At 57.4% G+C, this 12022-nt stretch carries 12 protein-coding genes; 9 read left to right on the forward strand and 3 right to left on the reverse strand.

Annotated features, from left to right (window positions below):
* Positions 1 to 85: 85 nt before the first annotated feature.
* Both NW843_RS04465 and NW843_RS04470 read right to left on the reverse strand, forming a co-directional pair.
* Positions 86 to 550 carry a cupin domain-containing protein gene (locus NW843_RS04465; protein WP_414389181.1) on the reverse strand — a complete coding sequence of 155 codons (465 nt, stop codon included), beginning with the start codon at positions 548 to 550 and terminating at the stop codon, positions 86 to 88.
* A gap of 45 nt (positions 551 to 595) precedes the next feature.
* Positions 596 to 1375 (reverse strand): cysteine hydrolase family protein, encoded by a 780-nt coding sequence (locus NW843_RS04470; protein ID WP_041437718.1) that lies wholly within the window; start codon positions 1373 to 1375, stop codon positions 596 to 598.
* Between the two features lie 250 nt (positions 1376 to 1625).
* Here NW843_RS04470 and NW843_RS04475 point away from each other — a divergent pair, with 250 nt between their 5' ends.
* The 9 genes from NW843_RS04475 to NW843_RS04515 all read left to right on the forward strand — a co-directional run bounded on the left by NW843_RS04475 (position 1626) and on the right by NW843_RS04515 (position 10265).
* Positions 1626 to 1784 (forward strand): hypothetical protein, encoded by a 159-nt coding sequence (locus tag NW843_RS04475; protein WP_011434410.1) that lies wholly within the window; start codon positions 1626 to 1628, stop codon positions 1782 to 1784.
* Positions 1785 to 1786: 2 nt separating this feature from the next.
* A complete protein-coding gene (locus tag NW843_RS04480; protein WP_414522226.1) occupies positions 1787 to 2305 on the forward strand; it encodes a GNAT family N-acetyltransferase in 519 nt (172 codons plus the stop codon).
* A gap of 67 nt (positions 2306 to 2372) precedes the next feature.
* Entirely contained in the window at positions 2373 to 2663 is a 291-nt protein-coding gene (locus NW843_RS04485; RefSeq protein ID WP_414522227.1) for a 4a-hydroxytetrahydrobiopterin dehydratase, read from the forward strand.
* Positions 2664 to 2803: 140 nt separating this feature from the next.
* A complete protein-coding gene (locus NW843_RS04490) occupies positions 2804 to 3760 on the forward strand; it encodes an NAD(P)H-binding protein (RefSeq protein WP_414389175.1) in 957 nt (318 codons plus the stop codon).
* A gap of 522 nt (positions 3761 to 4282) precedes the next feature.
* Positions 4283 to 6118: an NAD(P)H-quinone oxidoreductase subunit F gene (locus tag NW843_RS04495; protein WP_414522228.1), complete on the forward strand. Its 1836-nt coding sequence runs from the start codon at positions 4283 to 4285 to the stop codon at positions 6116 to 6118.
* Between the two features lie 48 nt (positions 6119 to 6166).
* Complete coding sequence (locus NW843_RS04500; protein WP_414522229.1) at positions 6167 to 7702, forward strand: NADH-quinone oxidoreductase subunit M; 1536 nt, start codon at positions 6167 to 6169, stop codon at positions 7700 to 7702.
* A gap of 57 nt (positions 7703 to 7759) precedes the next feature.
* Positions 7760 to 9070 (forward strand): CO2 hydration protein, encoded by a 1311-nt coding sequence (locus NW843_RS04505; RefSeq protein WP_414522230.1) that lies wholly within the window; start codon positions 7760 to 7762, stop codon positions 9068 to 9070.
* Positions 9071 to 9151: 81 nt separating this feature from the next.
* Positions 9152 to 9610: a fasciclin domain-containing protein gene (locus NW843_RS04510; RefSeq protein ID WP_414408665.1), complete on the forward strand. Its 459-nt coding sequence runs from the start codon at positions 9152 to 9154 to the stop codon at positions 9608 to 9610.
* A gap of 397 nt (positions 9611 to 10007) precedes the next feature.
* Entirely contained in the window at positions 10008 to 10265 is a 258-nt protein-coding gene (locus NW843_RS04515) for a CHRD domain-containing protein (RefSeq protein WP_414374720.1), read from the forward strand.
* A 234-nt stretch (positions 10266 to 10499) separates the two neighbouring features.
* Here the strand turns inward: NW843_RS04515 and NW843_RS04520 are convergent.
* Positions 10500 to 12022: TldD/PmbA family protein (locus NW843_RS04520; protein ID WP_414522231.1), on the reverse strand; the 1523-nt coding region annotated here is incomplete at its 5' end.

Here is a 12022-nt window from a genome sequence, read left to right on the forward strand (position 1 = left end):
TCCTGAACCATGTTCAGGAGAGTTCAGCGTGAATGTATCAGTACCCCTGACTTCCAACCTCTACAGCTCCCAGAGGCATTGAGGCCTAAGCCTCAGCAAATGCCCTTCTCCAGCCCCCCGACAGCACCTGCAAATCCTCCTCATCCAAGTCCGCAGGAGTGCCGGAGCGGATGAGCTCGGCAAAATCTTCGTTGGGCACCATGAAGCAGAGGGCGTAGAGGCGGCCTGGGCCGGTGTTGCGGATTTCATGCACGCCTGTTGGCGGAACCAAAATGCTGTCTCCGGTTTTGATGGGAGCAGCTTTTCCATCGCAAATGGCCATGCCCTCACCCTTGAGGATAAAGAACATCTCTACAGCCATTTGATGGCGGTTGGGAGGGGTTTTGCCTCCCTCATCGAAGATCTCCACACAAAAGGTTAGAGAAATCTGAGCATGAGAAGGATCGAACACGATGGCCAGGCGATTGGTATCGTGGGGGCTGATGCGAAAAGCCTGATAATCGGCAGGGGTTTTAACAATTGGAATCACGCAGCGGGAAAGCGTTTGCATCCGGATCCTCCGCTCAAGAGATGAGGGGTGAATAGTGGGCAAGTGCTAACAGGGGAGAGCCGCGAGCAAATCTGAGGAGGAGGCGACAAAGCCAAAGCACTGCTTGACGTTGTAGAGGGTAGCTAGCAAACAGTATTCAGGAGAGGTGGTGGCGGCGCAGTCTTCCAGCAAAATGCAGTCGTAGCCGAGGAAATTGGCGTCTTGCAGGGTGGTCATGACGCACTGGTCGATGTTCACGCCGGCAAAAAAGAGGGTGGTGCGCCCCAGGTTTCTGAGAATGCTATCGAGAGGGGTATCCCAAAAGCCGCTCATGCGGAACTTATCCACCCAGATATCCTCGGGCTTGACCTCCAGTTCCTCCACCACAGCAGCGCCCCAACTGCCCCGCGTGAGGACCAAAGACCCGTTCTTAGGCAAGGGATCCCCCAGCCCTACTCCCTCTCCGGTGGGGTTGTACACATGTCGCAAGCCGGCGCTGATGTTGAGCAAGTCAGGGCGATTGCCCCAGTTCACCCACACAATCGGCACTTGAGCTTGTCGCAGGCGGGGCAGCAGGGCTTTTAGAGGGCCGATGGGAGCCCGTGCAGGTGTAACATCGACGCCAATGCTGGCCAGCCAACCGTCGGGATGACAAAAGTCGTTTTGCATGTCGATCACCAACAACGCCGCCTTGGCCAGATCCAAGCGCAGGGTTTTGCTGGAGGTGGGTAGCAGGATGGGCCGGGGATCCAAGGGCGGACGGGTGAGGTCGGCCATTTCGGCATTCACAGCCCAGGCATTGGGAGGGATCCCAAGGGTCTTCAAGGGGCGATTGGGAGTGCTCATGGATTCTCCGCTCGCGTCGCGCAGCAGTGGGATCAGGTTGGGCAGTTGAGTGATGACCCACAACTACGCTCGACCTTAATGCACAGCTGACCTGACTTTGGAATCATAGGCTACACTTTCTCACCTTATTAACGCATGGGATCCCCCAGGGTCAGTTGATAGGGATTGAGATGAGGATGATCCGAAAGGGTGCCCAGGGATCCCTCCCTGCACGCTATGCTGTAGAAACTTGAAATGATTATGTAGAAGCATGAGCATCCTGCGGCAATATATCTTTCCCGCTCTCATCCTGCTGGTGTTTCTGTTTACCCTGGTGGTGGTGAGCATTCGCTCGTTTCTGCCGGAGGATATGGCCCAGCCTGCCCCTCTAGAAGAAGCGACGCCTGTGGCCCTTTCTGCAAATGCCTGAGGATGGCTGAACAAGGGATCCCTTTGCCTGTGGGTTATCGTTGGCGCATCGGTTCAGCCTGGGATCGGCCCTGGGTGAGGCGAGGATTGCAGGCCACGTTGCAGGAATCTTTTCCAGAGCAAAGCAACTGGGATCACCTGGAAGAGACGCTGGATCGCCTCTTCGACCCCCCCCGTACCCCCTGCTGGTGGATCCTCAAGGAAGAAACAGGGGAGCCGGTGGGCTGTGTTTGGGCCAGCATCTCCACCGATCAAGCCACCCATCGGCGGGTGGCCTACGTCTTTTTGCTCTGGGTGGATCCCGCCCATCGCCGGCAGGGCCTGGGCAGAGCTTTGATGCAACAGGTGGAACGCTGGGGATCCCAGCAGCAGCTGGCGGCCATCACCCTGCAGGTTTATCGCCATAACCAGGCTGCCCTCAATTTCTACAAGCGGGCCCATTTCTCCGTGCAAGGCTACTGGCTGTACAAACCCCTCGGCGCCGCTGGCGTGGCAGAACCAAAAGGTTATGAAGTTTTGTAAATAAGCTGGGATCCGCTCTCAGTTGCTCTTTTGATGAAAGCGGTGGCAAAGACTGGAGGGAAAGCCCATGTCCAGACCTGTCAAACTCAGTGAAGCTGAGGTCCAAGCCAAGCTGGAAAATCTGCCGGGCTGGTCTTTGCAGGATGGGAAGCTGCATCGTCAATTTCAGTTTCGCTCCTTTGTCGAAGCCTTTGGCTGGATGAGCAGTGTGGCCTTGGTGGCCGAAAGCATGGGGCACCACCCCGAATGGAGCAATGTCTACAACCGCGTGCGGGTGGATCTCACCACCCACGATGCCGGGGGCATTACGGAACTGGACTTTACCCTGGCGCAACGCATGAACGAGCTGGCCAGCTAGACGCTTCAGTACCCAACTTTGGGGATCCCTCAAAGCCGGCTTGGCAGAGGATCCCCATTGGTTTGTTGCTGCCTCTAAGGTTGTGTCGGGAGTTGCGCTGGTCTGATAGACTAAGCCTAAGGTTAAGAAATGATAATTTTATGAACGTGCTGGTTGTGGGGGCGACGGGAACGCTGGGCCGTCAGGTGGTGCGCCGAGCCATCGAAGAAGGACATCAAGTCACCTGTCTGGTGCGAAATCCGGCAAAGGCTGCTTTCTTGAGTGAATGGGGCGCTCAACTGAAAGTGGGAAATCTGCTTCAGCCCAGCACCCTCAACTCCGCCATGGAAGGCATCGAGGCGGTGATCGACTGTGCCACGGTGCGGGTGACCGATACCCTCAGCGCCCGTCAGGTGGACTGGGATGGCAAAGTTGCCCTGATCAATGCAGCCCGAGCTGCCCAGGTGAAGCATTTTATCTTTTTCTCCATTATGGGTGCCCACCACGAGTACCCCAACGTGCCCCTGATGAATTTCAAGCATCACATCGAGAAGTATTTGATCGGATCCCAGATGCCCTACACCATTTTCCGGCCAGCGGGCTTTATGCAGGGGTTGATTGGCCAGTACGCCATCCCCATCTTGGAAGAACAAATCGTCTGGGTAACCGGCGAGGGCATGCCAACGGCCTACCTAGACACTCTAGATGCAGCCCGGTTTGCGGTGCGAGCTCTCACTGTAGAAGCTGCCAAGCAGCAAATCTTTCCCTTGGTGGGGCCTAAGGCTTGGACGGCCCGAGAAGTCATCGCCTTGTGCGAGCAGCTCTCCGGCAAAAAGGCCAAGGTCAGCACCATGCCGCTGGGATTACTGCGAGGGGCGCGCAAGGTGGCGCAGTTCTTTCAGTGGAGCTGGAACATTGCCGACCGGCTGGCGTTTGTGGAGGTGATCGCGGCCAAAGAACCCATGCACGCCGATATGACGCCTGTATGCGAAACCCTGGGGATTGAACTGGCCTCTCTGACCTCGCTTGAGGATTACCTGGCGGAGTATTTCCAGAAGATGTTGAAACGGCTTCGCGAGCTAAAGGTCAAGCAACCCAAAGTCAAGACGCCCTTCTAAGTCGTTGTTCTCAGTCTTCTCGGCAATTTCACAGCAGCTTGAGCAGCAACCTTGGGAGAAGGGGTGGACGGGGTCGTGTTTGCGTTAGCAGATGCCATAGCCCCAACTACTGGGATGAACTCCCAGACACTTTTTATTGACACTGCGCCATATTCAAGTTGGCGGAGATCAACCCGTACCATAACACAAAGCCGCTCTGTCGCGACAGCGGGCCGTAGGCCTTCGCTTTGGCGGTGCGGAGCGCTAAACCCAGTTTTCTTGATCATTCCCTGTGTCCAAACAATCGCAAATCCTTAGGTTCCCAAGGGGTTCATTTCCATCTACGCTTTAGAGAGTGAGGGGGTGACAACGACAGAGGTTATTCTGCTCCCCCTGCTTGAACTATAGATTTTTGCCTATAGTTTTTATCGGAAAGTTCAATTTTTATCTATCTCGGTTCGCCGCTAAGATGCCTTTTAAGATTTTTTACAGGATCTCAGCAAGTGTTCCAGTTTGGCCAAGATCCCTGGCCGAAGGAGGATTATGAGCTTGAACGGGCTGGTCACAACTGCATGGCTGATTCCCCTCTACGCCTTGGTGGCGTGGGCGGGAGCGCTGATCTGGTCCCCAGGAATCACCCGGCGCACGGGACCACGTCCGGCAGGTTATCTGAATGCGCTCTTGACGTTGATGGCCTTCCTGCACAGCGTGGGGGCGCTGGTGGCAATTTGGGATCAGCCGGCGCAGGTCATTCGGTTGCCCTGGCTACAGGTGGGGGATCTGATGTTAGAGCTGCCGCTGCAGGTGTCATCGGTAACTCTGGGGGCCTGCGCTGTGGTGACGGGGCTGAACCTGGTGGCCCAGATCTACGGCTTTGGCTACATGGAAATGGACTGGGGCTGGGCGCGGTTTTTCTCCCTGCTGGGCCTGTTTGAGGGGGGGATGTGTGCCTTGGCTTTGTGCGACTCCCTCTTTTTCAGCTACGTGATCCTGGAGATTTTGACCCTGGGCACTTACCTGTTGGTGGGCTTTTGGTTCAACCAATCGCTGGTGGTGACGGGAGCACGGGATGCTTTTTTAACCAAGCGCATCGGCGACCTGTTGCTCTTGATGGGGGTAATCGCCATCTATCCCCTGACCGGCTCCTGGGAGTTTGAGGATTTGGCGGCTTGGGCTGAGGCGGTGCAGGCGGGGTCTGCCACTGTGGATCCGACCTTGATTGCGCTGGTGGGGCTGGGGTTGCTGGCTGGCCCGGTGGGCAAGTGTGCCCAGTTCCCATTGCACCTGTGGCTAGATGAGGCGATGGAAGGGCCGATCCCGGCCTCGATTTTGCGGAACGCAGTGGTGGTGGGCACGGGGGCCTGGGTGTTGATTCGCCTGCAACCCCTCTATGAGCTTTCCCCAACGGTGCTGAAGGTGATGCTGACTATCGGCAGCTTGACGGCGGTGGGGGGATCCCTGGTGGCTTTGGCCCAGATCGACGCCAAGCGAGCTTTGTCTTATCTGGTGAGTGCCTACATGGGCTTGATTTTTGTGGCGGTGGGCACTGGTCATCCCCAGCAAGCCTATGGGTTGCTGCTGACCTATGCTCCGGCCATGGCTCTGTTGGTGATGGCTCCGGGCACGGTGATCTGGAACAGCATTACCCAGGATTTGCGCTACCTGGGCGGGCTATGGTCGCGGCGTCCTATCTCAGGGCTGTGCTTCTTGACCGGAATGGCCGGAATCATCGCTTTGCCGCCTTTCGGTTCCTTTTGGGTGCTGACGGATCTGTGGCAGCAGTTGGTGCAATCGGGGCAGGGGTTGTGGGCAGCAGTCGTGCTGGTCACCAATGCTGTAACGGCCCTAGGGCTGACACGGGTGTTTGGCCTGATCTGGGGGGGCAAGCCGCAGCAGATGAGCGAGCGTTCGCCGGAGGTGCATTGGCCGATGATGCTGCCCATGACGGTCACGATGGGGGTGGCGCTGCACATGCCCATGATCCTGGCGACGCTGGGTCTGATTCCCGCTCTGGAAGGGATCCCTACCGGGATGATGACGGGATCCAGCCTGACGGGGATTGCCTTGGGAGCCTGGCTATACCTGCGTCCGCAGCGACGACCGGTGGACTGGGCCTTCTTGGCCGACTGGCAGGATTTGTTGGCCAACGACTTCTACACCCCCAAGCTCTACCGGGCCAGTGTGGTGTTTGCGGTACGCATCATCTCTGAGGTTACAGCCTTGTTCGACCGCTATGTGGTAGACGGCTTGGTAAATTTGACCAGCTTGGCGGTATTGGCGGGTGGACAGGTTTTGAAATACACCACCTCTGGCCAGTTGCAAGCCTATGTGCTGACGATTGTCGTGGGGGTGGCCCTGCTGGGCTGGCTGATTCTCTAGGCTTGGGCGATAGCGGGACGGAGTCCTTGAATAAAGAGGAAAGAGACCATGCTGAGTGCCTTGATTGTGTTGCCGATCCTGGGATCCCTGCTCCTGTTCTTAGGCTTGGGGGGGCGAAAGCTGGCGGTGGCCTTGGCCGGGATCCTGCTGGGGATCTCGCTGCTGCTGTTTGCCAACTTTGACCTGCAAGCGGAAGGGCTGCAGTGGGTGCAGCGGTGGGATTGGATCCCGGCAATTGGGCTGAGCTACTCCCTGGGCCTGGACGGGTTTTCCCTGCTGATGGTGGCTTTGAATGGGTTGCTCACGCTGATTGCGGTGCTGACGGCTGAGCCAGAGGTGAAGCGGCCCAACCTCTTATACGGCTGCATTTTGCTCATGAGCGGGTCGGTCAACGGGGCTTTTGTTGCCCAGAACCTGCTTTTGTTCTTCTTGTTTTACGAACTGGTGCTGATCCCGATCTACCTGCTCATCTCCATTTGGGGCAGCCCCAAGCGGGATTATGCTGCCATCAAGTTTTTGATTTACACCGCCGTTTCCGCCATCTTTCTGTTGGGGGCCTTTTTGGCCATCTACTGGCTGGGGGATCCCCATAGCTTTGAGCTGCTGGAGATCCGCATCACCTCTCTCAGCCCTGTTGCCCAGACCTTGACGCTGTTGGCCTTGATCGTGGCTTTCGGCATTAAGATGCCGCTGATCCCCTTCCACACCTGGTTGCCTGATGCATACGGGGAGTCGTCGCCGCCAGTGGCCATCCTCCTGGGAGGGATCCTCTCCAAGTTAGGCACGTACGGTCTGTTTCGCTTTGGGCTGCAGTTGTTTCCCCAAGCTTGGGCCGACCTGGGCGGGATCCTGGCCTGGTGGGGAGCCATTGCCGTGCTGTCGGGGGCTTTGGCGGCCATCGCCCAAAAAGACATCAAGCGCATGGTGGCCTACAGCTCCATCGGCCATATGGGCTACATCCTGCTGGGCATGGCGGCAGCCACCCCGATTAGCCTGACCGGGGCGATGGTGCAGATGGTCTCCCATGGTCTCATCTTGGCGCTGCTGTTCGATTTGGTGGGCTTGGTGGAGCGCAAAGTGGGAACCCGCGATCTGGATGTGCTCAACGGCCTGCTCAACCCCTTGCGGGGCTTGCCCACGGTGAGTGCTCTGCTCATCTTGGGGGGGATGGCCAGCGCCGGGATCCCTGGCCTGGTGGGCTTTGTGGCGGAGTTCTTGATCTTCCAGGGCAGCTACCAAGATTTTCCTCTGCCGACTTTGATCAGCATCTGTGGCACCGGTTTGACGGCGGTGTACTTCGTGATTTTGCTAAACCGCACCTGCTTTGGCAAATTGGACAACCGTACCGCCTACTACCCACGCGTGCACGGCTGGGAGCGGATCCCGGGGCTGATTTTGACGGCCTTGATCGTTTGGTTTGGGATCCAGCCCATGAACCTGGTGAAATGGCCGCAACCGTTGGCCTTTACCCTATCCACCCAGGTGGCTCAAGCGCAAACGCTTATCTTGGCATCAGCCGGTGACCTTGCCCCCATCACCCTCTCTGGAGCCGATCCAGGCAATCGGGAAACTTCCAGGAATTGAGATCCCAGGGAATGACCTCAAGGAGCCAGAACTTTTGAAGAGTTGGAGACTTCTTCCATGACGACAACCCTTACAACCCGCAAGCTTCCCCCTTCTACCCACCCTTTTGCGGATGTAGTCCACCGCTTGGAGGCTGGGGGATCCATGCTGCCAGATACGCCGGAAAACCTGATGCAAATTATCGGCCTCTACAAAGCCTATGCCGTGCCGATGGATTTCTACTGGCGGGATCTGCTCTACATTGCCGAGCAGGTGTTTGTGGATCCCTTGCCTTTTTTCAAGTTCATCATTCCTGAAGAGTATCTGAAGCTGGCCAACCACTACGCGGGGGATAACGCGGATTTGCGCATTTGGCGAGGCCAGGCTACGGCCCACCCCGAGCTGCTGGAGTTCATGGAAAAAGGGGAGCTGAAGCACAAGCTGCCCAGAATTTTGCATCACCTCTGGCATGACCGCATCAACATGGAATTTGCCGAAGAATGTATGCGGGCCATGCTCTGGCACCGGGATATGGGGGGCTTGCTGGATCCCTACATGGATTCCGAAGAATACAAGCAAAATGCCGACCGCGCCATCCGCGCCTATTGCCAGGGCAACCCCTTGTTGATGGGGCTATACAAGCTCTTCCCCGATATGTTTTTGGAGCTGTGCCGCCAGGCCACCATGTACTCGGTGTTGGGCCTGTTTTGGGAGGTGATGGCTCCGGTCTTTTTTGAGATGAGCGATCTCTACGATGAAGGCAAAATTACCAGCGTGCCGGAGGCGATGAACTTTCTGGTCAACGGGATCTTCGCCATTGCCGGACGACCCATCTACCACCGCGTGCGTATTCGGGGAGAATGGTACGATATTGTGCCCAAATCCAAAGGATTCACCTGGCTATATGAGGCTGCCTTCCCCTATGTAGAGGCCGTGTTTTATCGCACTTCTCCTTTCCGCGGCACCAAGTCCTACAACGCCCAGGCCAACGAAGTTCCCACCAACCAGTTGGACTTCCACTACGGGATCCTCTACGCCGATAAGTTTCCGGTGGGCACCGCCGGGATCCCGCCCACGCTCTTGCACCAGGATATGTACCACTTTTTGCCCCAGTATTTGGTGGAGTATTATCGCAAGCATTGCCGCGGCGAAGAGGACATGCTGATTCAATTGGGGGTTAGCTTCCAGCGCTCCATGTACAACGTCACCTCAGCCGTGATTCAGGCGGGAAGGGCCGCTTTCTTGTATCCCCTTGATGATCCAAATCCACGGCACTTGATGATGAACCGCCGTTATTTTGAGGGACAACTCAATCGCTTCACCCGACCGGAATATGGGATCCGGGAAGCAGCTCGCCTCGCCTACATTCAGGATCAGAATTATCGCTAGCCCGTGGCAACTTTAATGATCCCAAAGCCTTTCGAGCAGCAATCCAGTTAGCAACAACTTCACAGCAAAAGGATCCCGGCCATGCCCGATATTGTCGATATTGCCGTCTCTGCTGAGGGTTTTTCCACCTTGGTAACTGCCGTTAAAGCGGCAAACCTGGTAGACACTCTCAAAAGCCCTGGCCCCTTTACCGTTTTTGCCCCCACCGATGCGGCTTTTGCCAAGCTGCCCCCTGGCACCATCACCACTCTGGTGCAAAACATCCCCCAACTGACCCGCATCTTGTGTTACCATGTGGTGCCCGGTCGCCTGAAAAAGGCGGATTTGGCCAAGTACCAAAGTGTGGGCTCGGTAGAGGGATCCCCCATCGATCTCACCATTGAAGGGGATGTGTTCGAGGTGAACAACGCCACCGTTATCCAAGCCGACATCGAAGCCGATAACGGCATCATCCACGTCATCGACACCGTCATCCTGATGCGGCCCCACTGGTTCTGGCCGATTATGAACTCCGCCTTGGCCGCCTCGGCCAGAGGATAAACGGATCCATCCTGAACGGAGGTTGGGGAAAGTGCCTGGGTGAACCCTCTCCCCCTCTCCGCAACTTTATAGGTACGGTCAGAGATTTCTGCTCCGCGCACGTTCTCCAGTCTACACCATCCCCCAACCCCCACAGGGTAGGGGCTTTTGTCTCTTGGTAGCGGGGATTTTGCCATCTTTTAAACCCGGAGATGAATCCGAAGCTGGGCCTGATACGTAACTTATTTGGCCTGTTCTCTGACCGAGGAGCTTTTTCCATGTTGTTGATCGGTTTTGCCCTTCGGCCTCGTTCAATTTTCGAGGTTTTTTGCGGCTTTTGCCTGGTTGCTGTCTTGTTGCTGTCTTGTTTCTCAGCGGTTAAGGAAGCTTTACAAATCTCACAACCCCACTTCTACCCATTGCTAACTTTGGCCCTGGGCACATTCACATTGCTCAGCCGCAGCCAGGACAATCTTTCGCCCAGGCCACAGGGCCGGTGGTCTTTGTCTTGAACATGTTGCCGAATCCAGGCAATCAGTCGGGGAATTTCCGACTGGAAGCCAACCTCACCCCTGAGCAAGTCTCCAGCTTTTTGGCCGGAGCTTACTACATCAACATTCACACGCAGGCCAACCCGCCGGGCGAGTTGCGAGCCCAGGTGGTTTTCCCTCGCTAAGGTTTGATCCAGTACCCCATCTGGGATCCCCGCAGGTGAGGGGATCCCTAATTTTTGCGGACGGATTGGCTGTTCTGTGAACTCCCCCACGGTCAGTCGTGCCGGCAGGACAGAGTTTCTGTGTAGCTCCTGGCCAGCAGCTTTCGGTAGTCCTGGAGCTGGCCTGCCAGTCCCCTTTACAGAGCGAGCTGTAGGCTTCACCTCTGGGCTAGCTGTGGAGCGCCAATGGAATAACTACACAGGTTGCTGTCCGCCCACAATGGCCCGACAGCGAATGTAGGGGCCGCCCGCATCCACCTTGGCCGGTTGACCCTTGCCGCAATGGCCGGATCCCAAGTCCCACAGGAAGTCCCGCGAGACGGCATCCACCGATTGCAGCACCTCAAAAGCATTGCCGGTGATGGTGACACCGCGCAGCAACTCCGCCAGCTTGCCATCGCGAATGCGGTAGGCCCGCTCTACCCCAAACATAAACTCGCCCGTGGAGTCCGCCTGCCCGCTCCTGGCCCCATCCAGGAAGTAGCCATCGGGAGTGCTGGCGATGATTTCCTCTAGCGTTTGGGATCCGGGTTCAATGAAGGTGTTGCGCATGCGGATCAAAGGCTCATCGGCATATTCCCAGGCGCGGGCATTGCCGGTGGGCTCTACGCCAAAGTGGGCAGCAGTTTCGCGGTTGTGGAGATAGCTGACCAGAATGCCGTTTTGGATGATGGTGGTGCTTTGGGTAGGAACGCCCTCGTCGTCCACAGGAAGGGTTCCCCCTGCCCCCGGCATAAACTCTGAATGGCCGGAGTCTTTGAGGGTAACCCAGTCGCTGGCCACCCGCTGCCCCAGCTTGCCGGCAGCCACAGAACCCGCCAGGACAAAATCCGCCTCGACCGTGTGGCCAATGGCCTCGTGCACCAACAGCCCCACGATGGAAGGCGACAGAATAACCGTGGCCCATCCCCCTTCTGCGTAGCCTGCGGACAATAAATCAACCGCGGTAGCAGCCGCCTTTTCCGCCATCTGCAAGGGATGCGAGCGGAACAGGCAATCCCATCCCCCTGTTACCCCAATGGCCTCGGAGCCACTGCTGAGCTGGCCGGCAGCTTCGGCCACCGCCTGAACTCGCAGCTCGGGGCGCACCAGACGAAAGGCCACATCCGCCCCATCGGTGGTGACGATGGCTTTTTCCTCGTAGATCTCGTTGTAGGTGCAACTGGCGGAGCTAATTTGGCGAGAGGCCTGCCGGGCCTGCGCCTCGGTTTCCAAAGCCAACTGGATCTTCGCCTCCAGCGGTTTGTTCAACACCTCCTCCACACCGGGCTCGCAGAACTCCCCTTGGGCCAGCCGCACACTGGGCAGGGATCCCAGCTTTTGTTTGCGGTAGTCGGCGCTGGCTTGGGCGGCACGGCGAGCTTCAGCGATGGCCTCCCGAATGGCAGCCGGCGAGGGATCCCCGGTGGCAGCAAAGCCCCAAGTGCCGGCCTCCAACACCCGCACCCCCACTCCGGAACGGCGACGAACCGTAGTGCGCTCAAGGCGGCCCTTCTCGGCAGTGACGCTGCGGAACACCTTGCTGTGGTAGCGCAGTTCCACAAAGCCAGAGCAGTCTCGAAGGATGTCGCGCAGAAGGTCTCGCATAGCAACAGGGAGATGGGTGTAGTCCTCAGTCCAGCATAGCCCGATCCTGGAAAGTCGATGAGCTGCCACGCCGAGTAAACTACCCGGCACCCGCGCTATGCGCAGGGTGCGGGCTTTATCCCAATCCCTAG

Source organism: Synechococcus sp. R5-12 (assembly GCF_047502655.1).
In the GTDB taxonomy this organism is placed as follows: domain Bacteria; phylum Cyanobacteriota; class Cyanobacteriia; order Thermostichales; family Thermostichaceae; genus Thermostichus.